Origin of the sequence: Sphingobacterium sp. 40-24 (genome assembly GCF_001899705.1) — a bacterium.
In the GTDB taxonomy this organism is placed as follows: Bacteria; Bacteroidota; Bacteroidia; order Sphingobacteriales; family Sphingobacteriaceae; genus Sphingobacterium; species Sphingobacterium multivorum.
Map to the genome: position 1 here is coordinate 61,801 of NZ_MKWH01000025.1, position 26,014 is coordinate 87,814.

Annotated in this window: 19 protein-coding genes; 8 read left to right on the forward strand and 11 right to left on the reverse strand. The window is 47.0% G+C overall.

Features of this window, described 5'->3' with window-relative positions:
* The first annotated feature begins 299 nt into the window (after positions 1 to 299).
* The 6 genes from BGP15_RS09790 (at position 300) to BGP15_RS09815 (ending at position 8,628) form a co-directional block, all read left to right on the forward strand.
* The gene (locus BGP15_RS09790) at positions 300 to 1,265 is read left to right on the forward strand and encodes an alkaline phosphatase family protein (protein WP_286769382.1); all 966 of its coding nucleotides are present in this window, start codon (positions 300 to 302) and stop codon (positions 1,263 to 1,265) included.
* A 279-nt stretch (positions 1,266 to 1,544) separates the two neighbouring features.
* Entirely contained in the window at positions 1,545 to 2,153 is a 609-nt protein-coding gene (locus BGP15_RS09795) for an RNA polymerase sigma factor (RefSeq protein WP_286769383.1), read from the forward strand.
* Positions 2,154 to 2,227: 74 nt separating this feature from the next.
* Positions 2,228 to 3,394 (forward strand): FecR family protein, encoded by a 1,167-nt coding sequence (locus BGP15_RS09800; RefSeq protein WP_286769384.1) that lies wholly within the window; start codon positions 2,228 to 2,230, stop codon positions 3,392 to 3,394.
* Between the two features lie 232 nt (positions 3,395 to 3,626).
* Positions 3,627 to 7,016 (forward strand): carboxypeptidase regulatory-like domain-containing protein, encoded by a 3,390-nt coding sequence (locus BGP15_RS09805; protein ID WP_286769442.1) that lies wholly within the window; start codon positions 3,627 to 3,629, stop codon positions 7,014 to 7,016.
* Positions 7,017 to 7,026: 10 nt separating this feature from the next.
* Positions 7,027 to 7,830: a hypothetical protein gene (locus tag BGP15_RS09810; RefSeq protein WP_286769385.1), complete on the forward strand. Its 804-nt coding sequence runs from the start codon at positions 7,027 to 7,029 to the stop codon at positions 7,828 to 7,830.
* Positions 7,831 to 7,833: 3 nt separating this feature from the next.
* Positions 7,834 to 8,628 (forward strand): hypothetical protein, encoded by a 795-nt coding sequence (locus BGP15_RS09815; protein WP_286769386.1) that lies wholly within the window; start codon positions 7,834 to 7,836, stop codon positions 8,626 to 8,628.
* 43 nt (positions 8,629 to 8,671) lie between these two features.
* Here BGP15_RS09815 and BGP15_RS09820 read toward each other — a convergent pair whose 3' ends face one another.
* The 3 genes from BGP15_RS09820 to BGP15_RS09830 form a co-directional block, all read right to left on the reverse strand.
* Positions 8,672 to 9,268 carry a methyltransferase domain-containing protein gene (locus BGP15_RS09820; RefSeq protein ID WP_286769387.1) on the reverse strand — a complete coding sequence of 199 codons (597 nt, stop codon included), beginning with the start codon at positions 9,266 to 9,268 and terminating at the stop codon, positions 8,672 to 8,674.
* 62 nt (positions 9,269 to 9,330) lie between these two features.
* A complete protein-coding gene (locus BGP15_RS09825; RefSeq protein WP_286769388.1) occupies positions 9,331 to 9,798 on the reverse strand; it encodes a DinB family protein in 468 nt (155 codons plus the stop codon).
* A 15-nt stretch (positions 9,799 to 9,813) separates the two neighbouring features.
* Entirely contained in the window at positions 9,814 to 10,224 is a 411-nt protein-coding gene (locus BGP15_RS09830) for a winged helix-turn-helix transcriptional regulator (RefSeq protein WP_112374635.1), read from the reverse strand.
* Positions 10,225 to 10,330: 106 nt separating this feature from the next.
* On the opposite strand from BGP15_RS09830, the gene BGP15_RS09835 reads away from it, so the two are divergent.
* Positions 10,331 to 11,122 carry an alpha/beta hydrolase gene (locus BGP15_RS09835; RefSeq protein ID WP_286769389.1) on the forward strand — a complete coding sequence of 264 codons (792 nt, stop codon included), beginning with the start codon at positions 10,331 to 10,333 and terminating at the stop codon, positions 11,120 to 11,122.
* A gap of 128 nt (positions 11,123 to 11,250) precedes the next feature.
* Positions 11,251 to 11,547 carry a hypothetical protein gene (locus BGP15_RS09840; RefSeq protein WP_286769390.1) on the forward strand — a complete coding sequence of 99 codons (297 nt, stop codon included), beginning with the start codon at positions 11,251 to 11,253 and terminating at the stop codon, positions 11,545 to 11,547.
* A 43-nt stretch (positions 11,548 to 11,590) separates the two neighbouring features.
* On the opposite strand, the gene BGP15_RS09845 is transcribed toward BGP15_RS09840, so the two are convergent.
* The 8 genes from BGP15_RS09845 to BGP15_RS09880 all read right to left on the reverse strand — a co-directional run bounded on the left by BGP15_RS09845 (position 11,591) and on the right by BGP15_RS09880 (position 25,990).
* On the reverse strand, positions 11,591 to 13,528 hold the full coding sequence (locus tag BGP15_RS09845; protein ID WP_286769391.1) for a TlpA family protein disulfide reductase: 1,938 nt from the start codon (positions 13,526 to 13,528) through the stop codon (positions 11,591 to 11,593).
* The gene (locus BGP15_RS09850) at positions 13,521 to 14,885 is read right to left on the reverse strand and encodes a RagB/SusD family nutrient uptake outer membrane protein (protein WP_286769392.1); all 1,365 of its coding nucleotides are present in this window, start codon (positions 14,883 to 14,885) and stop codon (positions 13,521 to 13,523) included. Before BGP15_RS09850 ends, BGP15_RS09845 begins: the two co-directional genes overlap by 8 nt.
* A 26-nt stretch (positions 14,886 to 14,911) precedes the next feature.
* A complete protein-coding gene (locus tag BGP15_RS09855) occupies positions 14,912 to 18,157 on the reverse strand; it encodes a TonB-dependent receptor (RefSeq protein WP_286769393.1) in 3,246 nt (1,081 codons plus the stop codon).
* A 39-nt stretch (positions 18,158 to 18,196) separates the two neighbouring features.
* On the reverse strand, positions 18,197 to 19,249 hold the full coding sequence (locus BGP15_RS09860; RefSeq protein ID WP_286769394.1) for a FecR family protein: 1,053 nt from the start codon (positions 19,247 to 19,249) through the stop codon (positions 18,197 to 18,199).
* Between the two features lie 44 nt (positions 19,250 to 19,293).
* Complete coding sequence (locus BGP15_RS09865) at positions 19,294 to 19,821, reverse strand: RNA polymerase sigma-70 factor (protein ID WP_046676041.1); 528 nt, start codon at positions 19,819 to 19,821, stop codon at positions 19,294 to 19,296.
* Between the two features lie 236 nt (positions 19,822 to 20,057).
* A complete protein-coding gene (locus BGP15_RS09870) occupies positions 20,058 to 20,888 on the reverse strand; it encodes a metallophosphoesterase family protein (protein ID WP_286769395.1) in 831 nt (276 codons plus the stop codon).
* The gene (locus BGP15_RS09875; protein WP_286769396.1) at positions 20,888 to 22,687 is read right to left on the reverse strand and encodes a RagB/SusD family nutrient uptake outer membrane protein; all 1,800 of its coding nucleotides are present in this window, start codon (positions 22,685 to 22,687) and stop codon (positions 20,888 to 20,890) included. The genes BGP15_RS09870 and BGP15_RS09875 overlap by 1 nt, the downstream gene beginning before the upstream one ends.
* A gap of 9 nt (positions 22,688 to 22,696) precedes the next feature.
* Complete coding sequence (locus BGP15_RS09880; RefSeq protein ID WP_286769397.1) at positions 22,697 to 25,990, reverse strand: SusC/RagA family TonB-linked outer membrane protein; 3,294 nt, start codon at positions 25,988 to 25,990, stop codon at positions 22,697 to 22,699.
* Positions 25,991 to 26,014 lie beyond the last annotated feature (24 nt).

Here is a 26,014-nt window from a genome sequence, read left to right on the forward strand (position 1 = left end):
ATCATTGCCATTGCGATCATAAAGCCAGATTTTTCAGATTATCGGCCCAAGGTTCGCTAACGTGCCGTAAATATAAAAAACTTCTGACTATTAAACAACAATAGTCAGGAGTTAAAATTGTTATTTCCACTTTACTACTTAGAAAATAAAGCAATAGCTTTCTTATTACTACACTAAGCATGGGAAAGACGACCGACGCTTATTGCTTATTTTTATGATTTCACGTAAATTTAACTGCCTGAAAATACAGTATAAATAAACTTTGTTTAGTATTACAAAACTTATGTATATTTATATTAATGAAAAATTCACCAACCTATCACTGGAATCGTGGCAGCAGTCCACTTTCTGGCGTCTGTCGTTATGCGATAAGGCGCATGAAAACCCTATTGATTTTATTATTTATCGCTGTATGTGGTCCTGTAAACGCACAACGTATTGTTATCATCGGTCTGGACGGTTTTAGTTCCGAAGGATTTAGGGGTTCAAAACATCCAAATATCGACAAGCTGTTTGAAAAAGGATTACTGACACTATCCAGCAGACCCGTCCTTCCATCAGTCACACTCCCCAACTGGACGAGCCATCTCACGGGACAGGGTCCTGAAGAACACGGTATCACGGCCAATAACTGGACGCTGGACAACCGCCCCCTGCAAGCTTTGGAGATGGATCAAGAGGGTTATTCGCCATCCATATTCAAACTAGTGAAGGAGCAGAAACCGAATGCAAAAACCGCTTTCTACTATAATTGGGCTGAGCTTATCAATCCCATCAACAAAAAATACCTGGATGAAGTCTCCTTTGAGCAGGACGATAAGTACGAGAACAACTATGCAAAAGCCTTAAAATTTATCGGTGACAATAAAGACAATCCAATGTTGGTATTTCTATACAGTGTGCATACCGATCATGCCGGACATGGCCACGGCTGGATGTCACCGGAATATATAGCATCAATCGAAGAAGCAGATGTTGCCATCGGGAATTTTATACAGACATTGAAAGCACAAAATCTCTATGAGGACTGCTATTTCCTATTACTGACCGACCATGGTGGCATCAAGAAGGGTCACGGCGGCACGAGCATGAACGAGATGCAGATCCCTTTTGGCATTACGGGCAAAAAAATCAAAAATCTAGGCATGACCAATGCCTTCTTCAATAGCAATAGAAATACCTCGTGGATATTGGCCCGCCTATTTGGACTGAAAAATCTACCAAAATCCTGGTCGGGAATTGCTCCTACCGAGATCTTCAAATAAATTTGAAGACCTCAACAAATATTTCCCGAATACCCGGGGCGTTATAGTTGAATTGCCAGGTAATCAGGTTTAAATACGTCGGGTTAGCAAGCCCAGTGATAAACTCCATCAAAAAAGCCGTTTTCTACAGAAGGAAAGCGGCTTTTTTGATGGACCGAGCGCTTATTTGCCGGCGACCCCCGGGGCAGCAACAGGCCAAACCAATATTAATAATTTATTAATATTCGTAAAACGCTCAGGTTTAATTGCCTCTTTACATTTGGTCTTTGCTTAACTAGAATGGCTAATTGTGAATTGAAAACGCTTTCGGATCAGGAGCTGGTGGAATTGGTTCAACTAAAAGACCATAAAGCCGCATTTTCCGAACTTTATAACCGCTATTGGGAAACTTTGATTAATCATGCCGGTAAACGGACAGGCTCCTTGGCCATGGCCGAAGAGATCGTGCAAGCTATTTTTGTCGATTTTTATCTGCGGCGGAAGGAGATCACACTCAGCCACTCCCTTTCGGCCTATTTAAAAACGGCGATTAAATTTCAGGTCTTTAAAACCTATCGGGCGCAACAAGTGGAGGATAAATATATCCAAACCGCCGCCCAGCTCGGCTATACCGCTCCGATTCAGCCCGACACGCTGCTCGAAGCCAAGCAAATCCACGCAGAGATTATTCAGATCACCGAAAAAATGCCCGCGACCTGCAAAGAGGTCTTTCTATTGAGCCGCTTCGAAAAGCGCTCCAATCAGGATATCGCCGACCAGCTCAACATTTCGGTGGCTATGGTGCGCAAGCACATCACAAAATCCATGAAGATCATGCGCTCGGAAATCAAAGCACATCAAATGGATATTTTCTACCTGGTCCTGCTGCTCTACACGCACAAAAAATAGGCAAAGTATTTTTTTTCAGATTTCCGTTCCCGCTTTTGCAGACTTCGGGTACTCCTTAGTATAAAGCACAGGAAATGGACGATCAACATCAACAGATACGTGATATACTCGCTAAATACGAAGCCGGCACAATAACGGAGGACGAGCTCCAGGTTCTTGAAAATTGGTACGCTTCCTTTGAAGCCAATCCGAATCTCATCGACAGGTTAAGCGCCGAAGAGCGTTTACGCCGGAAAAGCCACCTGCAGGAAAAGATCTTCGATCAGATCGACGCGAAGATAGCCGCATCGACCCCTCTTCCAAAGAAGCGATTCTTCCTCCATCCGGGAAATAGGCTTTGGCAAGCAGCAGCATCCCTCGTCTTCCTTTGTGCGGTCTCGTTTTACATCTTCAAGCAGCAGGCTGACCAGTCACCTATCCCTGCTGAAAAGCAAAGCAGCAGCATTCATCCCGCAACGGATAAAGCCATCTTAACCCTTGGCAATGGTGAAAAAATCCTGCTGGACGAGTCCAAAAATGGCGAGCTCAGCAGCGAAGGAAATATTCATATCAACAAACTGAAACCCCGTAATCTGGTGTATACGGCCGGCAAGAACGTCGATAAGGTACATGTCAATACGCTTACTACCCCGCGGGGTGGCCGCTACCAATTGACATTAGCCGACGGTACGCAAGTTTGGCTCAACGCACAGTCGTCGATCAGCTATCCTTCAGCCTTCCGGGGCTCGTCGCGCGAGGTGAGCATCAGCGGTGAGGTGTATTTTGAAGTGGCACACAATGCGGCTATGCCTTTCCGGGTGCGCTCCGAAAATCAAGTGATCGAAGTACTGGGAACTCATTTTAATGTTAATACCTACACATCCAGATCCAGGACCAAAACAACCCTCCTGAGCGGTTCCATTGCCTTGGCCAATGCACATCAGCGCGTTGTCCTCAAGCCTGGTGAACAGGGTATTGTCGCTGGAGAATCCCTGTCCATCAAAAATGTGGAGCCCGCAGAAGTGATCGCCTGGAAAGAGGGTTACTTTGATTTTACAGATGCCGATATCGGCAGTGTTGTGGACGAACTTGGCCGCTGGTACAATGTGGACATCCAGTATCGGGGTACCCCAACGAGCGAAACCTTTACCGGAAGAATCCCGCGGTCCTGGTCTTTTGAAAAAGTACTGAATCTATTAAAAACATTTAAAAGCATCCAGGTCGAGATGCAAGGAAGGAGGCTTATCGTAGAAACAAAATAAGACAAGCACTGACATCGGTGACTGCCTTAGGACAGCGCCTGATAGAACATTATACCGCATGCCCAATTCCAAAAAAAGCCAATAGTGGTCGCAACACTACTGGCCAAAAAGCCGGAATAGGCCAATGAATTTCTCGATCCAATGAACACATATTTCAGCTTAACAAATGTATAAAAAAAATACAAAAATACTATTGAAAATGAAGCTAAGCACCTTCATGACACTCTTTGGCATGCTACAGATCAGCTTCGGAGCAATAGGACAAAACATCAGTCTCTCCGAGAAGAACAGCTCCCTGGCCAAAGTATTCAAAAAGATAAGTACGCAGACGGGGTATGGATTTCTGGTCGAAGGCAGCCTGCTGCGCATTGCCAGACCCGTTACGATAGAAATCAGCAATACCGACATCAATCTTGTATTGGCCGAAATTTTCAAAAACCAGCCACTCAGCTTTGTGCTGAAGGACCAGTCTGTGATCGTTTCGGCAAAAAGCATGGCCGCTATCCCCGTTTCGCTATCCGCTAGCATGGGCAACAGTGCCACCCAACAGCAGGGAAATATCAGCGGACGAATCATCAATGAAAATGGTGAAGCCCTTGCCGATGCAAGCATTACGCTGCTCCAAAGCCGCCAATCCTTAAAAAGTAAAGCCGATGGCAGCTACAACTTGAACCTCGCACCAGGCACCTATACCATCGAAGTCAGCTACATTTCCCATCAGACAAAAAGGATCACCGACATCGTGGTGCAGTCCGGCAAACAGACCAATCTCAACATCGTTTTGAAGAGCGTGGTGAAAAGCCTGGAGCAGGTGGTCGTGACAGGAAGTTACAAACAGGAAAGTGTGGCTTCCTTATATGCCAAACAGAAGAATGAAGCCACCATCTCCAACGGGATCAGCCGGGAGCAGATAGCCGTTTTACCGGATAAAAACGTCGGTGAGACCCTGAAACGCATCTCCGGTGTCAGTACCAACGACAACCGTCGGGTGGTGGTCCGCGGTATTGCCGAGCGTTACAACCTGGCCATGATGGATGGCGCCACCCTCCCCAGTACAGACGTGCAGGTGCGGGACTTCGAATTTGATATTGTCCCCAGCAACCTGATCGACAATGTCATCATTCACAAAACTTCGTCGCCCGACCTGAGCTTTGGTTTTGGTGGTGGACTGGTACAGATCAACACCCTGGCCATTCCGGTCAAAAATTTCACGTCCTTTTCGGTGGGAAGCAAATACATCAATGGCTCAACGGGTAAAGATTTCCTGGGCTATGGCCGCGGCAGCTTAGATTACCTGGCCTTTGACGATGGTACAAGGGGCAATTTCCCGCGCGATCTGACCGTTTTCGACGGGATCAATTACGACCCTGCCAATCCCTATAAACCCGTGCCTGAAGGCGTGAAACCTTTTACACCGGAAATGATCGCTGCACAGAACAAGCGTATCGGCGGACTGGAGCGTTTGGGTACCCGAAAATACACCGCACTACCCGGACAAAACTACCAGTTCAGCCTGGGGCGGAGTTATAGTGGTACAAAGGGCGTCTTTGGATTTGTCGGCTCACTCAGTTACCGAAATGAGCAATCTATTGATCACATCTCCAATTTTGAGCGCGGCAATTGGCAAAAGGTAGACGGGGCAACTTTCGATGTCAGCACGGGCAAACAAATCCATCCGACGACCTCGGCACAGTATAACTTCAATTCGAGCTTAGGCGCTTTGGTCAACCTGGGCTGGAACAGTAAAAATCACAAGGTGACCTCGCGGAATTTCTATTCCCGGATGTTCAACAATCAGTTTTCCGTAATCGAAGGCTGGGGAAATGATATTGGCTACGATTCGAGGCCAGCAATCCGCGAATATGACCGTCCTAAATTTATCGATATGCTGCAGAATAAACTGGATGGCGAACATCGGTTCGGCAATTTAAAACTCGAGTGGAATATTGCCCGTAACCAGCTGAACAACCGTGAGAAAGATGCCACCGAAGCCTGGCTCGCTCCGATCGGTTTCTTAAATGATACCCTTTATAATGTCATTCCTTCGCACTACGCTAATGCCGGTGACGGAACATTTACACGCTCCGAGTACCATTATACGGAGACCAACAAAATTGCGGAAGGTGCATTGAGCTACCAGACGAATTGGCTCGGGCAAAAGCAGACGTTCAAAGCCGGATACCAATATATGGATCGGCATGGCTTGTTCGAATGGGTTTCGCTGCCTATCGTCTCTGTCGGTGCCAATACCTTTACGCCTGTCAACACCTGGTCGAAATACCTCGAGTTCACAGATCCCTTACATGGCATGTTTTACTATCCGGCAGCATTCTCCGTCAGTGCTTATGAAGGGAAAAATATAAACCAGGCCGTCTATGGTCTACTCGACAACCGCTTCAACTCGTGGATCCGACTGGTCTGGGGTGTACGAGCCGAATACTTCAAGTATAAAAGCCTGCAAAATGGCGATAATGACCTGCAGATGGATGCCAGAACCATTGCCATGCGCAAGCAACGCTTTGTCGATCCCAAAACGGGCAAACTGGTGGGCATGACGGCGGATCCAGAAACCGAAGAGAAAACCTGGCGCTACCTGCCGTCGGTGAGCCTAACATTGACGCCCATACCCGATTTCAACATCCGCATGGCTTACTCACAGTCTGTGGTGCGGCCGGCATTGATTGAAAACTCCAAGATGGTGCGGCAGGATCCCGCATTGGGTGGTGCTTACCGTCGGAATGAAGGTGTGCTGTCGACCTTAATTGACCATTATGATATGCGTTTTGAATGGTACCCTTCCATTGCCGAAGTTATTTCCATCGGGTTTTTCTATAAATATTTTCAGAACCCCATCGAATTGTACCGGCAGATGATGGATTCGTCGCACCGCATCTATGTGACCACCAATAACTCGGAATGGGCCAAAGTAAAGGGACTGGAGTTTGATATCCGTAAAAACCTGGGCTTTATGGCGCCCGGTTCCCTGCTGGAGGATTTCAATGTCAGTGGAAACATGACGCTTCAAAGCTCCGAAGTGCAGTCGGCCGAATTTATGGCAAAGAGCATCGGCACCGATAAATACGGAAATACCTTTGAATACCGTGAAAAGCAATTCCTGAAAAGCAAACGCCCGCTTTATGGACAGATCCCCGTCGTTTATAATGCGGCTATCCAATACGCCGGAGACCGCTTTGGAGCCAACGTAGCCTTCAACCATATGGGCCATAAAACCTTTATGACAGCCATGAGCGAAGATCTGATTGAATACGAACGCCCACGCAACCAGCTCGACGCACAGCTGAGCTACAAATTCCTGAAAAACAAAAACCTCGATCTTAAACTGAACCTGAGCAACCTGTTGAACAGTCCGTTCCGCTTCTATGTGAATAGACCCGAGACGTACAAAGTACAGGATCGTTGGAAAGGTCTATCAAACTCCGAATGGCCCACACAGGAATGGGAAGAGATCTACGAATGGAAGTTTGGTTTTTCCCAGAAATATGAGGAAGGTTATTACGAGACCTCCGAAGACGGGACAAAAAAGATGCGTATAGGCGACAAAGAAACTTTTAACCGGAAAGTGGGCAGTTCCTTTAGCCTTTCCATTGGATATACCTTTTAAATCAACCGCTATGAAAACAAAAATAATCTTAATAGCCACGGCGATCACCTTTTTTCTGCTATCCACCTTCCTTTCATGCGATAAAGGTGGCGACCAGCTGCTGTATCATTCCAATGTGCATATGATCAATTTAAGTGGTTACAACAACAGCAACGAGGAACTTATCCTGCAATTGGACACCTTTAGCGCTACGGTAACACCAGCCTTTAGCCGCATCGCATTTGCTGCGAATTATAATTTCAATGACCCGGCCAAGCAGCGTTTAAAATTTACCATGAAGTCTAAGGCGACCGATAAAATTCTGCTGGAACGGGAAATCAAAGCCAACGATACAGCGGCTATAATAGACCTCAATGTTATTTACATGGACGGAAAAGTAGCCGATTTCCCAAAAGTGCCGGCACCTGTGGAGGGCAAAGTACAGTTGATCTATATGCTCCAGTCCAACATCTTAAATTACCGGGAGCCCGTGGACATTGTATTTGGAAAATACTATTTTACCCCCAAAGTGTTTGAAGAGGTCGTACGGATCAAAAATCTAAAAACCAATACGTTCTCTCAGCCCCTCGTTTTCGATCCCTTTCCCTTAGGCATCCAGGATTATAAGGGAGAGAAGACCTCGGTCTTATTTCGGGCCTATATTTATAAAGCTGGGACAAATATTCCCTATACCGAAGGATCGTCTTTTGAATTCAGCCAGCTGACCTCAGGTGCACCGGTGCCCTCGCCCACAAAAGCCATTTCCAAGTTGTTTATTATCAATGAAGCACCCATCAACACCATGATGCGGTTTAATAAGGTTTTAGAATTATAAAGTATGAAAAATTTGTCAACAAAGCTGTATCCCCTGGTCACTGCGCTCCTTCTGATCGGCATTCCCTTCCTGTTCAGTGCCTGCAACAAGGACGCTGCGGAGGTGGAACGCGCGATGCATATCCTGATCAATGGCTATAATGGCAGTGACCATCCATTGCAGATCGCCATTGATACGACCGTATTTGATCATAAAGATGGTGCTTTTATCATCCAACCGCAGCACAATATCCATTTTGCGACGGCGTACAGTTACAAAATACCAAAAAAAAGACTGGTTACCTTAACCGATACGGAGACAAAGAAAGTGGTTTACAGTGCCGAATTGCCTGAAAACACGATTAAAGTCAATTTCAACTACGTCTATTTTGATGGCAAGGTGCAGGAAGTGACCCCACCTGCTGCGGAGCCCAATGTCAATAAACTGGGCTTTTATATTTATGATAAAAGCATTGATTTCCCGATTGATATTTCTTTACAGAAGGTCAATGCAGCGACGGGTGATGTCCGTAAGGAGTACATTGCAAAAAATGTACTTCCCGGAAGGTGGGTCTATGTAGACTATCTACCACCGAAGGATTTTGACAAAGGCGCTGATCTGCGGAGTGCCACGGTCAATTTCACCAAGGCCAATACGGAAAATGAATGGGCTTTTGACGGCGACGAAACAAAAAGTAAAATGGGTGCCGAAGGATTCTTTTTGCCAAAATTGAACGATAAAGGCAAGGTTCAGCCTTATTTTATTGCGCCAAAAGTACCGAATCAAATATTCAGCCGGCTTTTCTTCTACTTAGATTAAGGTCGTCAAAAAAAGGAAGCAGGGCTGTCCTGCTTCCTTTCCCTTAACCCAGCTTCCGCCAGAAATTGAGAAAACCGTCACATGCCGTATACTCCAAATCAAAATTACTAGGAATCTCTTCCCAGCCACTCCAATAGGAAACGACACGCGTACCAATAGGCAGCAGCGCAAGCTGATTCCGAAGAGCCGCGGTGTAGGCATGATAAAGTTTTGGATCAGGCGCTATGGAGTAATCTATTGGACTCGATGTGTCTATATTTTCATAGAAGGAGTTATAGAAATAAAATGCGTCATAGTCGGAAAAACAGATCTCGTCAATATTGCCATGAATAAAGGCTACATTGTGCACCTGATGTTTCTCGGCCAATCCATTGGAAAGCTCCACCAGCGATTCGCGCTGTTCCACACCATAAAACATTCCCTGGGTGCAAGAAGCGCCAACAAGGCAAAATTTCCCTGCTCCGGCACCAATATCCAGGACTTTGTCCATGGGAGATTCAACCAGGTACTCGGCAGCCATTTTTGCGACATGAACAGGTGTCCAGTGGCGTTCAGCCAATTGTTTTATTTTGGACGGGTATATATCATCAAATACACTGTCATCGACATCCATATTAGACCGAAGAGCTTTAAAAATCATTCGTATTTACCTATTTAACCTTTCGTACTGCACGTACAAACCATTGAAAATCCCCCCCTAGATTATTGTCGGTCAACAACAAACTTTCTAATACTCATCATATAACCCAAATGCAGCCCTTCATGAAAATTATTCCATTCGAAGGCATCCGCTATTGAAGTGAGATGAAAGCCCGTTCCGGTTGTACGTTCTTGATAGTGGACAAACTTTTTGTTATTAAAATCACCGATGGTCGGCTCAATCTGCTCGAGGAGTAATCTTTTAAGCAGATCGGCTTCCTGTTGCGATACCGCTGCTGTCGGTCTTGTGCCGGACTGATAATTCACAAACACTTCCTCGGGGATATGTCCCGCTACCCCAGATCCGATATAAATTAATTTATGCTGTGTGGCAATGATGTGCCCGATATTCCAGATCAGGTTGTTGCTAAAGCCTTCGGGAATGCGGTTAAGCTGTTCCAAAGAATAATTGTCGAAGAACTTAAGGTAAGCCATGCGGCTTGTTTGCCAGGCGCGAAAGAGTGAATCCATAAAATTTAAATAGGGTTAAAAAACGCGATCCTGATCGCTTTCCGAATGCACTTGGCAATAGTTATTGCCTGTAGTTTTCCATTTTAGTCCCCAGTGATGCAGATTCAGGATAATCTTCAACAGTTCCTTACCCTTTTCTGTTGGGCTATAGCGTATCTGAGGCGGTACGGTGTTTTCAATTTCTTCGGTAACGACAAGCGATTCTTCTTTCAGCTCCTTTAAACGTTTGCTCAGTACCTGATCTGAAAGTGTCGGAAACATTTTTTTTAAGGTGCTGAATTGCGATACATCCGCTGCAATACAGTATAGAATCTGCATTTTCCAACGCAACGCTATTTGCGCCAGTACTTCGTTCACATCACATGCCTGTGCCAAAGTCTGTAGATTCTCCGTGTTGGTGGATTGTTTTTTTCGGGGTGTTGCCATTTTAAATATCGAGTTATAGCCACTCACTTCAGGATGAGTTATTGTGCGAACAAAAGCTTGCCTATACCTTTGTCAGGTATTAAAAACAGTATAAAATTATAAAAAAATGAAACAACTGCGAACTTTATTTCTGCTTGTCCTGCTAAGCTGCGGTATGTTAAGTGGATACGCTCAACACCAAGATCATCGGCCTACCTATGTGCTGGTTCACGGGGCCTGGCATGGCGGCTGGTGCTGGCAGGCCGTCGCACAGCAGCTCACCGATGCTCACTACAGGGTATACACCCCGACGCTGACGGGGCTTGGTGAACGTAAACACCTGATCGAGCCTTCGGTCGACATCAACACCCATATCCAGGACATCGTCAACCTGATCGAGATGGAAGATCTGCACGATGTGTATCTCGTTGGGCACAGCTATGCCGGTGCTGTGATTGCCGGAGTTGCCGATCGCATTCCCTCACGATTACACAAGTTGATTTTTCTCGACGCCATGATTATTGAAGATGGCCAGAGCCCCATTTCATTGCAACCCAAGGCAGTGCAAGAAATTCAGCTCAAAAACATTCAGCGCAAAGAGAATTTTGCGCCTTTTGATGTTGCACTATTTGGTGTTACAGCCCCCGGCATGGTTTCCTGGGTCAAGGAAAGACTCAGCGCACAACCCTTTGGCACATTTGCACAGCGGCTGCACTTAAAAAACAAGTATGGCAATGGATTACCCTTGGCCTATATCGCATGTACCGATCCACAGCTGCCCATTATGAAGGAGATGAGCGAAAAGGTGCGCGCCGACCACAAGCTCAACTGGCACTATCGGGAGATCGCGACGGGCCACGATGCCATGCTCACAGCACCTACAAAATTGGCTGATATGCTGGTGACACTGGTGGACTAACGTTCGAATGTACTGTTAGAAGACCTTTTTACGCTAGACCAAAAAGCTGATTTGATTTTTATTGAACTTTTTGAAAGGAGCTTTGTTCAATTTGAAAGGAATTTTTTTCAATTCGTAAAGAAGAAAGCATGAAAGCACAAATCGGACTCGTTATCACGGCAGTCGCTGGAGCAGCACTGCTGGTATACAAACGCTGGAAACAGCGTTCGGTACAAGAATCAACCGAAACAACAGATCGCAAGCAGACGGGCAATCTAACAAACCCACCTTCGTGGTACCGCCCACTTAAAATGCCCGACATCGACAGCAGCGATATTGTGTCATTGCAATACGCTCCCGCAACGGTATCGCCCGAAAGAAATGATGCGGCGCAAGGGATCAACAAAAACATTTCGTATTACCACAAAGGTAATAGACATCAATAAGGTAGTTGTATAACTACCTTATTGCTATCCTATTATCTTATAGCTATCTATCCAGTTCTTTCAGGTATTCGATCATGGCATCGAGGCTCTGCAGCAACTTTTCACCTTCGAAGCCCACCTTTCGGAAACGGATGTTCCCTTTTTTATCCAAGATCAACGTTGTCGGAATGGAGGTTATTTCCAGTTTACTGCTCAGCTTTTTATCTTGGTTGTAATAAAATGGAAAGTCAAATTCGGGATTGGCCTGCGCCCATTTGTAGGCGTCGTCCCAGCTATTTCCACTGCCCGAATTGAGCACAACGAACTTCACCTGCGGGTCATCCGCATATTTTTTGTACACCTGATGTAGATAAGGAAAAGAGGCTATGCAGGGTTTGCACCAGGTTGCCCAAAAATCAATGACAACAATCTTGCCCGCAAGTTCCGCCTTAAGCAAGGGCTTTTTGTCCATATCAACGATGCTGAGGTCTTCTGGAAGAGGTGTACTGCCGATGATCTTCTGAAACTCCGCGTAATAGCCCTGCTTCCATTGCTTGTCGAGCTGCCTAAAATAAGCCTGCCGCTCGGCGGCATCGCCTATCCCCTTTTTATCGAGCGCGCTGTCGAGCAGCTGCCGGATCTGTGGATCAAAAGGCGCATAGCCATAGGCTGCCTCCAGTACGGGTATCGCATGCTCTGGCTCATTCCACGCTTGATACTGCAGGGCAATGGTCCGGAGCAGTGCCGCCGATTTGAGCGTAGGGATGCTTTTGGCAAACCAGTCCTGCGCTACTTCAGTCTGATTTAACTGAGCAGCGATAAGCCCCTGATTGGCCATAAGTTCTGCTTTCACCGCAGCGATTTTATCAGCCTTGGCGGGGTCATGCGCCACCAGATAACCTGTTTCGGGGAAATAGCGTATTAAGCTCACCGGATAGGCCGCCACACTGTCCAACAGGTATAGATTGAGCTTGGATGCATCGTTGAGCAGCAGCTTATGATCCAACAGCAGCTGCACATATTGATTGTAGGCGCGCCATTTGTATGGATCTTGCTCCCATCGGGTAATCAGAGGCAGGTATTTCTTGGCCTGTACGCTGTCGCCATGCCGCACATAGTAGGTAAAAAGATAGTCGTAAGCGCTGCCATAGGCCGCCTCATTATCGGCGGTTTTAAGGGCAAGAAGCTGCCCGATCTTGGCGACCACCGCCGTGGAATCCGGCTCGCGAAACAGTTTATTGAGCCGATAGGCTATGCCGATCTTCTTGTTGGGAAACTCCTTGATCACAACCTGGCGGATCGAATCTACTTTTTGATTTTGACCGAGTATCAAATACCCCATGGTCACCTTATTGAGGTTCCCTTCAAAAAGCGGGTTGCTGCGGAATTTCTTTTCAATCACGCCCAAGCCCTTTTTCAGGAGCCGGGCCTGCTGGGCGGGGTTACTTTTCTTCATCTCGAGGACGATCAGCCGGAGCTGGGCCTCGTAGTTGTCGGGATACAAGCTCAGCTCTTTTTTGAGGTAATGCTCCTGTTTCTCCACGATGCGATCCGATGTTTTATCCTGGACGGGTATGCTGTACGATTTACCCAGGTAATTACCGGCGATCAGTTTCCCCTGTTTATAGACGTAGATCTCATACTGACTGCTGTCGCTTGCCCGCTGCACAAATTTCTTGTCCTTGTCCGCGATCGTAAAGCAGGAAAAGTTGGCGTAGGGCGGCAGTTTAAAACGTACACGCCACTGTCCGCCTTCGCTCTGCATGGGCATGCGGCTCGGAAATTCGTAAAAATTGGAGTAGTTGAAATCCACGAAAAACGGCCCTGCGCCAGGAGCAGCGGTAGATTTACCGGGATCAAAGCTGATGGTCACGGTATCACCGGCGGCTGCTTTTTCCGGTAGGATGCTGACTTGCGCCTGCACTCCCAGGGTTGCTGGCAGTAACAGCAGCAGCAAGGCCTGTCTAAGCAGTAGCAAGGCCTGTTTATATAGCTTAATCATTCTGTTGGAGATTACCATTGGTTAATAAAATAGCACTGGCGATCGGTATTTTGGTATCGCTTTGACTAAAATCTGTTTTCACCTTCGAAAGTACAGGCAGGGCCCGGTTTGTGCGGACCAGGTCAAACCAGCGGTGGCCCCATTCGCCAAGCAGCTCCAGCTGCCGTTCCTTTTCGAGGGCCAGGGCGATAGCTGCTTTGTCCAGCGTTTGTGGCAGCGCAGCGAGGCCTGCACGCTCGCGGATCTGATTGATATCCTGTAGTGCCGCTTGCAGCTTATTTTGGTTGAGCCGCGCTTCGGCACGGATCAGATACTGCTCGGCCAGGCGCAGCACGGTATTGTATTCGGCAACCGGTGTCGCTGTGCGCAACTTATACTTGTACGGCATATAAAGTGTTTTATTGTTTACCACATACGATTTTAACCATTGTGATTTACGCAGGTCGTTCTCCTCATAAGCTGCCACGGTCGCATCATACAGCTGATAGTAACTCCGTGCCGTCGCTACGGCCGGAACGATGCTGAATCCCTCCCAGGTGTTGACACCTGCCGTCGAAAGATTGACCGTCTGCAACTGCCAGATGGCCTCTTTGCTCGTCTTCAAAAAGACCGTATTGAGGTCGCGCGACAGTTCGTACCGGTTATCCCCGATGACTTTGTCGGCGGTCGCTTCCGCATCGGCCCAGTCCCCATGGTACAGGTATACCCGGGCCAATAGTGCATCAACCGCTTTTCTATTGGGGCGGGTACGCTCATTGCCCTGGTAGGTATCCGAAATATCCACAGCAGCCTGCTTCAGATCGCCCAGCATAAAAGCATAGAGCTCTTCCCGGGACGCTGGCCCTTTTTGGTTGTTGGCTTCCAGATCTTTGGTGTCTGTGATCAGGGGCACTTTTTGGAAGAGGTTGCTCAGGTAAAAATAATTGAATACCCGCGTAAAACGCGCTTCTGCCGAGAGCTGCGCTTTTACCTTGGCGCTGAGTGCCGAAGCTTCAAGTCCCTCGATTATCTTATTGCTGTGATTGATATAGCTATAGGGTTGCGACCACAGCCGATCGAGGTACGAGGTTGCGGGACTCAGCCGATTGTATTTGTACTCATCGTAGCTTGTAAAGGCCGAGTTGTAATCGTCGGCCAGGCTGGACAGCACGATGCTCATCAGTCCACTGGCAAACTGGTTATTGTAGTTGTTCATACTGGTATAGAGTCCGCCCACGGTTGCTGTGGCCGTTTTTTCGTCACTGAAGGCCGAGGCTGCCGCTACTTCTGTCTTGGGGGGATCCACCGCCAGAAATTTGTTGCAGGAGAGGTTCAACAGGGATGTTGCAAAAAGGCTGTAGATGATATATTTGTTCATGGTGTAAATCTTTAGTTTTATGATCATTAAAAAGTGAGCTGAACCGCGAAGGTATAGGTACGTAGCGATGGTGTAGCGCTGCTCCGCACCGAACCAAAAGGATTTACATCCGAAACATAGGTACGGTCAAAACCAGGCATCTCGGGATCCATACCTCTAAAGCTTGTCCAGGTAAAGAGGTTCTGTGCATTGAACTGCAGCACAGCACGGTTTATATTGATCTTCTGCGCCCATTTGGAGATGTCGTAACTGAGGGATACATTTTTTAAACGGATAAAAGAGGCATCATCCCATACCGCCGATGAATAACGGTAGTAATTGCGGTACGCCAGGTTGGCATCGTTGGCGCTGTTGGCGGTTGCACGCGGTACATCCGTCACATCGCCCGGCTGCTGCCAGCGGCGCAATACATATTCATCCAGATTGCCCAGTGCGCCGATGGTCGTGGCCTGCGGGCCATAACCAATGGAGGGTCCCTCCTGTTTGACAAACTGAAACAGCAGTCCAAGGCTCACATGGCCATAACTCAGGTTGTTGTTGATCCCGCCATAAAACTTCGGCAGCAGTGAACCCAGGGTCACATAGTCATTGAATTCGGTGATTTTCCCATCACCATTCACATCCAGGAATTGAGCGATACCCGTTTGCGGATCCACTCCCGTAAACTGAAATCCACGCACAATACGGGTAGACTCGCCAATGACGTATCGCCTTACATCGCTGCTACTTTCAAGATTAGGATAGTCCAGCAGGGTATTGGAAGGAAAAGTCATATTGAAATTGGTTTTCCAGCTGAACTTTTCCTTTTGGATATTCACGCTGCTCAGCTCAAACTCAAGGCCCTTATTTTCGATCAGTGCGGGGGTATTACCAAAATAAGAATTATAGCCTGTCTGCGGTGCGAGCACGATATTGATCAGCTGATTATCCGATCTATTGTTGTAATAATTGGCCGTCAGGAAAATACGGTCCCTGAAAAAACCAAGGTCGAGGCCCAGTTCTTTCTTTTTGATTTCTTCCCAGCCAAAATTGGGATTGAACACCCGCGTCGGATAAAGCCCCGTGATGCTCTGGTAGGCAAAACCTGTGCCCCAGGTATCGAGATACTGGTAATCGCCGATCTGGTCATTGCCCGTCACCCCCCAGCTGCCACGTAGCTTACCGAAGCTCAGTATAGACTGATCCTGGAAAAACTCTTCGCTGCTGAATACCCAGGCTGCACCGATCGACCCAAAATTACCGTACTTATTGTTGGGTCCAAAGCGCGAAGAACCATCCCTTCGGTAGCTGAAATTCAATAGGTATTTGTCGGCATAGGCATAATTGATACGTCCAAATGCAGATTGGTAGCGGTAGTCGGCATACTGATTGTTGCGGATTGCGAGGATGCCTGCTGCAGCTATATTATCCAGCTGCGAATCACTCGGGTAGCTGCTGCCATCGAAGTATTTCCCTTCGGTGACCCTTTGCTGCCAGGTGCCACCCAAAAGCAACTTGAAATCATGTTTACCAATTGTTTTGCTGTAGTTTAATTGCGGCTCAATGATATAGGACTGATAATCCGAATTCCCGTAAGAGGCCATTGATCCCGTACTCGTCAATGGATTAAATCCCGCGTTGGGTAGCAAGCGCGTCTGGTCCATACTTTTGAGGTTATAGCCCACATTGACTTTCGCGACCAATTCAGGTAAGATGGCGTATTCGGCAGAAAAATTGGCCAGCAGGGATTTAGCTTTAGAAATACTCGAGCGCTCCATGTAGGCTGCAGGATTCTGTAAGGTCTGCTGAAACCAGTAGTAGTTGCCATTTTCATCGTATAAAGGATAATTTGGCGCCAGGTTATAAAACTGTGCAATATCTGTGGGGACCGTATTGTTGCGGTCGAGGTTGAGGTTGAAACTGCTGTTGAGTTTAAATCGCTGGTCTTTGGACTGTGTAGACAGGTTCAACAGTGCACCGCCACGCTGATAGTTTTTATTACCGGGCAAGGGATCACCCTGACGGTTGAAATTGGCACTCGCCAGGTACTGCGTATTTTCGTTGCCACCGGAAAAAGACAGCTGGTAGGTGGAGAAAGGAGCCGATGCACCATAAAACTGCTTTTGCCAGTCACTGTAGGCAGACTGATCCCAAGTAAGCAGATCTGGCGCATTATCTGCCGTTGCCGTCCAGTTATCGTTTTTAAAGCCCTCTTTCCGGATGTCCAGGTATTGCTGCGTGTTCAGCATCTTCAGGTTGCGGATGGCTTTACTGGAGCCCACATTGGCATTAAAGTCTATTTTAAGCCCGCCCTTATTGCCCTTTTTTGTTGTGATCAAGATCACACCATTCCCACCCCGGGAGCCATAAATGGCTGTCGCATCGGCATCCTTAAGCACATCGATGCGTTCAATATCCTTGGGATTGATCAGGCTCAGCGGGCTTTGATTGCCATTGGCTGCGGTAAACTGATTCATGCTTTCGTCCGAAAATGGGATACCGTCGATAATGTAAAGCGGACTGCTGCCATTGGTCAAGGAGTTGACCCCGCGCAGCTGCACCTGAAAGGAGCTGCCCGGCAAGCCCGAATTGGAAGCGATATTAAGTCCCGCAACGCGGCCCTGCAAGGCTGCCAGGGGATCCAGTACCGGTTGTGTTTCGATCTCCTTGCTGGTCACGCTGGATACCGAACCGGTATTTTTGCGTACCGAAGACGTGCCGTAACCGATAACCACCACTTCATCCAGGTTGCCCGGATCGACCTCAAGGCTTATTTCCAGGGGGCCGTTGCCTGCGGCCTTCACTTCCTTGCTTCGGTAGCCGATATAACTCAAGAGCAATATATCCTCCTGCTGCAGCCCACTTAAACTAAAGCGGCCGCTGGCATCGGTAACCGTGCTGGCGATCTTGTTTTTAACACGGACGCTTACCCCTTCCAGCGCGGCACCCGAAGCATTGCTGACCCGTCCAGAGATGGTGGCCTGCAAAGATTTGCTAGCCCCTTTTCCCTGGAGCACAATGGTGTTTTTGACAATTTGATAACGGATCCCCTTCGCCGCGAATGCCTGCCGAAGCAGTTCGGGGATATTGGCATTATTTAAATTGACATTGAAAGGCAGATCGGGGTTAATTTCATGGGGGTCGTAAACAAAGCGATAATCGCTTCGCTGCTCAATGGCTTTGACGAGTTGTTTGAGTTGAACATGGTCAGCTGCCTTGTCTGCCTGCTGGCTAAAGGCATAGCCATTGACATGCATCAGCATCAATAGCAGTGTTTTTACGGATTGTTTCATAGGGTATTTAGATTGAATATTCGTTTGTTTTGGGCTTGGTTAGGGCACAAGGACGAGTCGGTCCTTGTCGATGGTATAATTTATGCCGGCAAATCGCAATATTTTAAGCACTTCGGCAAAGGACTCTTTTTTGCTGATTTTTCCGCTCAGCACTTTATTATTATAAACGGGTGACAGGCTATAGGTAAAATTGTACCAACGGGCGAGATCGGCCAAAATCTCCGGCAGCGGGGTCTGGTCAAATTCAAAGTAACCGTCTTTCCAATTGGCAGCATCCTGTGCGCTGTTGTCCTGCAGCAGCTCGAAGGCGCCGTTCTGTACATTCAGTTCGATCGACTGCCCCGGCAGCAATACCTGCTGAAGACCCGCATTGCTGACCCGTATTTTTCCCTCATCCAGCTGTGTGGTCAACAGCTGACTGTCGTTTGCGTATAACTTCACGTTAAAAGCCGTTCCCAAGGCCTCGATGCTGGTGTTGCCGACATGAACAATAAAAGGTTTCGCTTTATTTTTTGCCACCTTGAAATAAGCTTCACCCGTCAGGAATACCGCGCGTTCCTGTAGGTTATATCCCGATCCGATTTCCAGCTTGCTGTCGGCATTTAGCCAGACGATGGTACCATCCGGAAGCTCCATTTTGAATTCTTGCCCCTTTTTGGTTTTGACAGCCACCTTCGCCCCTTTTTCCTGCGCCATATAGGCGGGGCTAAACGGCTTCTTGTCGTCGAGGCTGACCACTTCGTTGCCGATCAGCAGATCCGCCTGGAATTGACCGACACTAAAAGGCAAAGGTTGCGGTGCTCGTTGGGGCTTGGAAAAGAAATATATAGCGGCGCCTGCCATCAAAAAGAATACCAGACTGGCAGCCACCTTCAGATAGGCACGTCGTTGGCGATGCCCCCGCAAAACGGGTCCAAAAATATGCTGTTGGAAATACCGGTCTTCGGCCGCCAGATCAAGTTCAGGTATATCTTTTTCGTTATTTGTCTTGCTGAGCTGATTGTACCAACTTTCGACAAGTGCCGTTTCCTCGGCATTGCACAGACCTTGTTGGTAGCGCTGCAATAATTGTTTCGATAAGGGTGGTTTCATAGGTGCTATCCTGTTTATTGATTAGAAGACAGGATGGCGGCCCTTTAGTGGTAGAAAAAAATGAAAATAGTTCGTATTTTTTTTCTTAAAACCGTCAACGCATTGGATATCTGCTTTTTGACGGTCTGCTCCGAGATCTCCAATTCCGCGGCAATCTCCCGATAACTACGTTGTTCGAAACGGCTTTTTTTGAAGATCAAAGCCATTTTGCGGGGTAGCTTTTCAATCGCCTGATCGATCTGCGCGGCCAATTCTTTCTCCCGCAGCAATTCGTCGGGCATAATTTCAAGGCTGGGGGCGGCATGCTCCAGGTAATGTTCATATTTACGTCCGACATCCTGGCTGGCGATGCGGTTGATCACCAGGTTTCGGGCCGAACGAAACAGGTAAGCCTGATAGGAATGCTCAATTTCCAGTCGTTCCATGCGGTCCCAGAGATTGGCAAATATTTCCTGCACAATATCACGGGCTTCATCACGATCGTCCAACATGCGGAAAACATGCACATACAACTTCACCCAATTTTCTTCGTAAAGCTGGGTAAACAATTGTCGGACATGTGTGACACTCATCTGCTGGTTCAGTTATTGTTGATGAATCAAAATTAGGTTTTATTTTTAGGAAAGTCAATTTATGATGGATTTATACACAAACCAGTAGAATAATGCAACAGACCATTGCTCTTAAGATTAACTCTATTCTATTTTCCCCAAAAAAACCGCCAAAAGTTTATATCCTTTTGGCGGTTAGCTGATTTGTATATTTCCCTTGAACTACACTGTGCTCATGCGATTGGCCGGCTAAGAAATTACTTCACATATTTCCAGCTAAACTCTTTTCCCTGGACTTGCACTTCAAGATGTCCGGGTGTCGTACCTTCGAATGTTCCATGCCACCAATTGCCCGAAACCGCTCCTGCTGTGATAAACTGCACGCCCTTTACTTTAATCTCTTCGTACAAATGCATATGGCCCTGCAACACCAGCTTTAGGCTATGTTCCTTAAAGAGATCGAATACCTGTTTTTGGTTTGCAAAGGTGTCGGTAGCCGTATAGCGCCCCTCCAACACCGGATAATAAACCGACAAAAAAGGCACATGTGAAATAATCACTAGAGGTTGATCTTGGGCTGTATTTTTCACCAGATCCTGCAGCCATGCGAGCTGCGTATCCCCAATGACATATTGGTTATCTTTGGTTTCCACACTATTTAGCACAATAAACTTCCAGCCCTTATATTCAAAACTGTAATACGTCTGGCCAAAAGTCTTTTCAAAGAGCTCAAAGTCATTCTTGCCATTCCGAAGATCGCGCGGCAAGCGGTCGTGATTGCCAATCGCCATATGGTATGGCTTTTTTGTAAGGTCGAAAAGGCTCTTTAAGGACCTGAGGCGCTGCTCGCCCGCCGATAAGTCAGTTGTTTTTAAATTGTCAATATCGACATTATCGCCGCCGCTTAGCAGCAGCTCGACCTGAGGGGGCAAGGATTTTAATCTTCGCTCCACCTGACCAAGTGTCGAATCACTGTGTACATGCATATCCGTTAAAAATGCAAACTTGAATTCTTGTGCACAGGCGGCCTCCACACCAGATAACACAAGAAAAAGAAAAAATAAAATAGCTGTTGTTACACGACGCATTACCATCCGAATATTTGTTTAAGATTATCATTTAAAAGTATTTCGCCTTGCGGTATAGGGCGATAATAAAATTTGGGCGCTTCAAAATTCCCAGTATTTTCGATCGTTTCGACAGTTCCACTGTTTCCATCCGATAAAAACACACCCACATCCTGTCCAAATCGTCCCACACGATAATACTGCAGTTCTCTGCCCAAGCTGTTTTTCTCTTTTACTGCGGGAATAGACGATGAGGCAGCTAATAACACCATATCCGGAATGCCATCGCCGGTCATATCATGTTGTCCCAATCCATTGAAATAGATGCCTTCACGTTTGTTTTTCAACAGTTCGCCCACATTCCAGCGCATGAGGTCGGTAAAGCGAAAGCCTTCAAAAGCAAGTTCGACCCGACGTTCCCTCCGGATCTCCAGTACCAGGTTGCGCTGGCTACTTTCGACATTGGCATAGCGTGCTGCCATAACCGGATCTATACGTTCGCTGACGGTCATATCAGGCATACCAGCCCTTCTGCGTAGCAAATTGATACTACGATCAAGATCAGCCTGTGTAAGTTGTCCCAGCTCTGCTTTCGCTTCAGCAAAATTTAATAATACTTCGGCATAGCGGTACAGCGGAATGTCCAGGTTGTTGCGCGCTTCCAGACTGAGTGTATTTTGAAATCCTTTGATCTGGTGATAGCCCGAGAAGTTTTTGGCCAGCTGCTGCACATATAATCCGGCACCCTGGGCATAAGTATGGGAATAGATCAACTCCCATCCCGGATACGCATAGGTCTGTGACAGGCGCGGATCGCGGTTTTCAAATTCTTTGACAAATGTATTTTTCGCATAGCCTGGCTGTGCTGTATAAAATGAGCCATCTTTCATGAGATAGGCCTGCACAAGATCACGGAGCGGATAATACTCGTAATTACCAAACATCCCTGGCCAGGAGTCCGCATTGAGCACATTGTTGGCATAAAAGCGTCCCAGCACCACCTCCTTGTTATTTTCGAGATTTTCACTGAAAAATAAAGACCCATAGTCCACATCAGGTCTGCCGGTATTATAGATGGTAAAACCACCCTCACGCATCTGCTCATCACTCAGGAGCTGTGCCTTGGTCAAAAAGTCATTTGCCGAACTTTTCAATTCAAGCTCACTGTGGTATTTCCGATAAGTTCCTTCATACAGTGCAAAGCGGCCATATTCCTGCAGCACCACCCATTTATTAACGGTACCGAGTTTGATGCGGGGCTGTACGTTTTGGGCAGCAAACTCAAAATCTTCCATGATTTTTTCTACGACTGTGGCACGCGGATCACGTTTGGCAAATAAATAGTCATTATCACCAACCTCGAGCGTTTTATCTACCCAGGGCACATCTGAAAAACGCTGTACTTTCTCCGCATAGAACCGTGCCCTAAAATAACGGGCCAATCCCTCATAATGCGCTTTCTCACTATCACTGATATTCGCTTTTCCCATGTGCTGCAAAAAGAAATTTATTTTGCGGAGCTGCACCCAGTCCCAGCCGCCCGAGATCGTTGCGGCAGAGGCGTTACCAGCCATAATGGTCTTGATTTCGGTATTGCCCGTTGTACTTGCATTGTCCGAGGTAGCATCAGCCTGATAGATACCAAGTCCTGAGAAATTATACAATCCATTGATATACAATTCCAGATCCGTGGCTGTATTAAAGAAATTTTCGTTATTGATCGCAGTTTCAGGAACACGATCCAAATAGTTGTCGTTACAGCTTCCAAGCAGGGAAATTACTGAACCCACTAAAGCTATTTTTATATATTTATTTATCATGATAGGCAATTAAAAAGTCACTTGAATACCAGCTGAAAAACTCCGTTGAAAGGGATAAGTCAATCCATTCCCGACACGATCTGAACCGATTGTAGGATTGGTATAGGTATTTTCATTCAACGTCTCCGGGTCAAAATAGCGTTTTACCGCCGACCATTCGATGATATTCTCGCCACTGAGATACACGCGCAGATTGCTGATCTTCGCACGGGAGACTATTGATTTTGGCAAGGTATAGCCAATGGTCAGATTTTTCAGGCGCAGATAAGCAGCATTCAGCAAATAGTTGGTTTGTGGAATAGCCAGTCCCTGAGCCTGGTCAATACGGGTTCCCAGGTTGCGGTCGGCGAGCCAGGACTGCAATATCGGATAGGCCGCATCGAGATTCTGATCTGCAAGCCCAAGATTCAGGTAAGCCTGCGAATGCTTGGCACGGTCGATATCCGAATCACCTTCCGGACGGTAGAAATCGAGCAAGTGCCCATAGAAATTACCATAAGGTTGTTGGTAAGTCCCCCAATAGAGGTAATCCAGCGGATAATAATCGCGCTTGCCAATTCCCTGAAAAAATGCACGCAAGTCAAACCCCTTCCAGTCAGCAGAAAGATCCACACCAAACTGATAGCGCGGTGTTGAGTTACCGATAATTTTGAGGTCTTTGGTATCCCCTAGATTATATCCTTTTTCAATCTTCCCGTTACCATCCTGATCCACATAAGTAGGCCATCCCGGTACGATGGACAAGGCTCCCCAAGGAATAATCGAAGTCTGGTCTAACTTGGCAATCTCAGCTTCATCTTTAAAAAGCCCATTGCTCTGCAGCCCCCAGATCTCTCCCATCTGCATGCCCTCGTAATACTGCAGGATGCTTTTATTGGGGTTGTCAAAGCGTGTAATCTTAGACTGTGAGTCAGACAGCAATAACTTGGCATTGAAACGCAATGGTGCATTGGCCAATTCAAAATGGTCCTGAAAATTGATGGTCAGCTCCCACCCATTGGTCTTTAGATCGGCGGCATTCTCGCGGGGCTCATCTGCCCCCAAAATATTGGGTAGATCTTTGCCCAGCGTCAGCATCCCCAAGGTACGTCTCGAATAATAATCAAAACTAGCTGAAAGCTTATTTTTCAGTACAGCTACATCCATACCCACATTCACAGTATTGACCTTCTCCCAGGTATAGTTTGGCGACACTAAGGAAGGCACCTGAATAAAGATACCGCGTTCACTGCCGAATAAATATTCCGAATCTTTTTTTTCCATCGAAGGGAGGTAGCCGTAGTTTGACACAGACTGATTACCCAGCTGGCCATAAGAGGCTCTCAGTTTCAAGAGATCCAGTCCTGAAACTCCTGACATAAAATTTTCACGATCGATGCGCCATGCCGCCGAACCCGAAGGGAAAAAGCCAAAACGTTTGTTTTTTGGAAAGCGGGACGAACCGTCGTAACGGCCATTGAACTCGACAATATACTTATCGTCATAGGTGTAGTTCAAACGGTAGAAGGCTCCGCGTAGTGCATAGGTATCAATTGCCTCGCCCATTTTCATAGTCCCCGTTGCAAACTGAATCGTCGGAAAAGATTCCGAAATCAAACCCGCGCGTTCGGCACTGATAACTTCATAGCGGTAATCTTCCTGGTTGAAGCCCAATACCGCGTTGACCTGATGCCTGTTAAAGGACTGCATATAGGTTCCGTAGATATTGTACACGTTGTAGTAGGAAAACCCTGCTTCACGGTATGCGCCTGTGGTCCCTTCTTTTCGGATATCATCCGGACCGTAACCAATCTCATATTGCTTGGTATACCAATTGCGGTTCAAGGAATTGCGCTGAAAGGTGTAATCGGCATTGACTTTAAATTTATTGCTGAAAAAGCGAAGTTCCGTATTGAAAGTTGATTGCACATCAAGTCGCTTACGGTCACTTTTTCCACCATCGACCATTTGCGCTGCGATGATACCTGCCGAAGAATTGGCCCATGTGCCATCTGGATTTTTATCAAATGACGTTGGAAAAATATTGTAGATATCCGCCAGGCTCATCTGCGATGGTGCAAGTCGGCGTATGCTTCCAATCACTGTATTATTGCCAAATGAAATAAAATCTGAAAGTCTATAATTCACTTTCGAGCGCAAATTGTAACGGTCAAAGTAGTCTTCTGTAAGCTTAACGGGCGAATTTTGTCGGTTGTAGCTGCCGCTGATATAATATTGTACCTTCTCATTGGAACCCGAGATCGACAGGTCATGCGTTTGAGTTGCATTCCAGTCAGATAGGAAGTAACGCGTCCAGTCCCTATTTCCCATATATTCCCAGACTTTGGAATCCGAAGGATTAACCCGCACCCCGGCGATAGTAGGATTATCCGAGCGCTCCTTTGCATATTGGTAAAACTGATCCGAGTAATTGACATTGTCCCAAGGCGTATTGTCTGTTGAGGTTTCCAGTAATCGCGAAAACACATAAGGATCTGTTATTTTATCAGGCATTACCGTCGGCGTATTCCAGGTAAAATTATTGGAATAGTTCACCTTTACATCCCCTTTTCCGGTTTTAGTCGTGATAATAAGTACACCAAACGAGGCACGTGCACCATAAATTGCAGCGGCAGAAGCATCTTTGATGACGGTAAATGATTCAATATCCTGTGGTGCGATGCGAATTAATTCCGCTGCCGAAATCGGCACGTTGTCGACCAGGATTAAGGGATCGCCGCCGTTGATCGAGGTAATACCACGAATATTAATTTTAGGAGCGACCCCAGGTTCGCCTGAATTGAACTGTATATTCAAATTGGGTGAAATCCCTTGAAGTCCTTGAGCCGCATTGGATATGGGGCGGCTTTCGAGCACCTCTCCGCTGATCTGATCCACAGCCCCGGAGAGATTGGTCCTTTTCTGCGTACCGTAGCCCACCACGACCACCTCATCCATCTGATTTGCCGCGGCATCTGTCAACTGAAAAACCACACTCGAACGTTTGCCCGACGTAACGATATACTGACATTCCTCTTTTGGCGATAAGCCGGTATACGTCACCAGAATACAGTAGTTGCTATCCACTGGCAGATTGTTAAACACTGCTTTTCCCTGCTGATCAGCCTGACCAGAGCGCTTCAAGTTGCTGACCTTATTTTTTATGGTCACTGTAGCATTGGCCAGGCCCTTCGACTTTGCATCCTGCACGATGACAACGAGTTGCCCTCCTTGCTGGGCAAAGCCCTTTTGGCCACAAGCAATCGCTAATAGCAGTAATAAAGCCCCTTTGGCAGGCCGTTTTTTAGATAAAGATAATTGCATATTTTTACTTAATAATTGTGCATA

Coding starts and splice junctions, on each gene's coding strand:
- BGP15_RS09810 (WP_286769385.1), top strand. CDS start 7,027: ATGAAAACAAAAATAATCTTAATAGCCACGGCGATCACCTTTTTTCTG.
- BGP15_RS09880 (WP_286769397.1), bottom strand. CDS start 25,990: ATGCAATTATCTTTATCTAAAAAACGGCCTGCCAAAGGGGCTTTATTA.
- BGP15_RS09820 (WP_286769387.1), bottom strand. CDS start 9,268: ATGATTTTTAAAGCTCTTCGGTCTAATATGGATGTCGATGACAGTGTA.
- BGP15_RS09850 (WP_286769392.1), bottom strand. CDS start 14,885: ATGAACAAATATATCATCTACAGCCTTTTTGCAACATCCCTGTTGAAC.
- BGP15_RS09845 (WP_286769391.1), bottom strand. CDS start 13,528: ATGATTAAGCTATATAAACAGGCCTTGCTACTGCTTAGACAGGCCTTG.
- BGP15_RS09840 (WP_286769390.1), top strand. CDS start 11,251: ATGAAAGCACAAATCGGACTCGTTATCACGGCAGTCGCTGGAGCAGCA.
- BGP15_RS09830 (WP_112374635.1), bottom strand. CDS start 10,224: ATGGCAACACCCCGAAAAAAACAATCCACCAACACGGAGAATCTACAG.
- BGP15_RS09795 (WP_286769383.1), top strand. CDS start 1,545: ATGGCTAATTGTGAATTGAAAACGCTTTCGGATCAGGAGCTGGTGGAA.
- BGP15_RS09790 (WP_286769382.1), top strand. CDS start 300: ATGAAAAATTCACCAACCTATCACTGGAATCGTGGCAGCAGTCCACTT.
- BGP15_RS09855 (WP_286769393.1), bottom strand. CDS start 18,157: ATGAAACAATCCGTAAAAACACTGCTATTGATGCTGATGCATGTCAAT.
- BGP15_RS09825 (WP_286769388.1), bottom strand. CDS start 9,798: ATGGATTCACTCTTTCGCGCCTGGCAAACAAGCCGCATGGCTTACCTT.
- BGP15_RS09815 (WP_286769386.1), top strand. CDS start 7,834: ATGAAAAATTTGTCAACAAAGCTGTATCCCCTGGTCACTGCGCTCCTT.
- BGP15_RS09865 (WP_046676041.1), bottom strand. CDS start 19,821: ATGAGTGTCACACATGTCCGACAATTGTTTACCCAGCTTTACGAAGAA.
- BGP15_RS09860 (WP_286769394.1), bottom strand. CDS start 19,249: ATGAAACCACCCTTATCGAAACAATTATTGCAGCGCTACCAACAAGGT.
- BGP15_RS09870 (WP_286769395.1), bottom strand. CDS start 20,888: ATGCGTCGTGTAACAACAGCTATTTTATTTTTTCTTTTTCTTGTGTTA.
- BGP15_RS09875 (WP_286769396.1), bottom strand. CDS start 22,687: ATGATAAATAAATATATAAAAATAGCTTTAGTGGGTTCAGTAATTTCC.
- BGP15_RS09805 (WP_286769442.1), top strand. CDS start 3,627: ATGCTACAGATCAGCTTCGGAGCAATAGGACAAAACATCAGTCTCTCC.
- BGP15_RS09800 (WP_286769384.1), top strand. CDS start 2,228: ATGGACGATCAACATCAACAGATACGTGATATACTCGCTAAATACGAA.
- BGP15_RS09835 (WP_286769389.1), top strand. CDS start 10,331: ATGAAACAACTGCGAACTTTATTTCTGCTTGTCCTGCTAAGCTGCGGT.